The 1,116-nt window shown below is 53.4% G+C and carries 1 protein-coding gene and 1 pseudogene; one reads left to right on the top strand and one right to left on the bottom strand.

Features of this window, described 5'->3' with window-relative positions:
* The coding region (locus C8R21_RS15555) for a hypothetical protein (protein ID WP_219906706.1) at positions 1–562 on the top strand (562 nt) is incomplete at its 5' end.
* Between the two features lie 225 nt (positions 563–787).
* Here the strand turns inward: C8R21_RS15555 and C8R21_RS16020 are convergent.
* Positions 788–1,116 (bottom strand): annotated as a pseudogene (locus tag C8R21_RS16020) (thermonuclease family protein); the annotation flags it as partial.

A 1,116-nucleotide genomic window follows, 5' to 3' on the forward strand; every position in this document is an offset into this window, starting at 1 on the left:
TGATTACGGCCCAGAATCCCAAAAGCACCAAAAATGTGGGACAGGCCGTGGTCAGGAAGCTCAAAGAACTCAAAGAAATGGCTCCCTTGCCAAAGGAAATGTTTTTATGAACGATGATACATCGTCTACAGAAGTTGCGGATTTGGATGAAAAACGCAACCAGCGAAGAATAACGGACGCACTCAACAATCTTCTGGAGGATGCGCGCAACGGCAGGCTGAAATGTGCAGCTATTCGTCTGTACTACAAGGATGGCTCAAGTGAAGTGAAAGTGGTCGGTGGCACTCCTGAAGAACAGGCGGGGGCTCTTGCCAAGCTGGAAGCAAAGGAGACGAAGGCGAAAGTGCTGATGGAGGAAGTGCGTCCCATTCTGGATGAAGTCTTTGCGCATCTTCCAGAGGATGAGCGGATTCGGGTTGCGGACTCACCAGAACGAATGAGGCGCGCACTCAACACACTGTCTGATGAACACCTGGGAACCCTGCGTCCCTTTATCCGGAAGCGATTGATTGAGTGCAAGACGCTGATGGAGGAGCTGTGGTCTATAACAGAAAAAACATAAGCAGGAGAGTACTGCGGCTAGAATCTCCTTACTCCTTCATGAAATGGCTCAGGCCGCTCAAGGTTTTGCCCTCAACCAACGGCAACACCGAAGGCATGAGAGGAGCTACCAAGCCAGAACAGGGCTAACCCCTCCCCTCACCTGCGCCACTGGCCCGAAGCATTTCTGCTACAGCTTTACCCGCTAGCCCGATCCATCGCATTGCATAAGCGCGCTGGCATTGATTCAATTGGCGTCACCGGAACCAGGACGCGTTGCAAGACGCACAAGCTCCATGAGGCTGGGCAGGGTGGAGGCAGACTTGAGAGCATTCCGACAAATCCCGCAAACGACGGGGTCGATCTTGTACCGGAATCCAGCGAACCTGATCTCGCACTCCTCAACTGCAACTGACGGCGCGGGCTTGTTGCACCGAAAATCCCACGGTGCGACAGGCGACGGATCACTCCACAGTCCAATGCCCTTGAGACTGGCTGCCTTTTGAGCCTCGGCATAAAGCTGCTTATCAGCCAGCCGCAGATCTTTGTCATACTGTGTGTAATGCCATGCCAGTC

It is taken from the genome of Nitrosospira multiformis, assembly GCF_003050865.1.
GTDB classification, from domain to species: domain Bacteria; phylum Pseudomonadota; class Gammaproteobacteria; order Burkholderiales; family Nitrosomonadaceae; genus Nitrosospira; species Nitrosospira multiformis_E.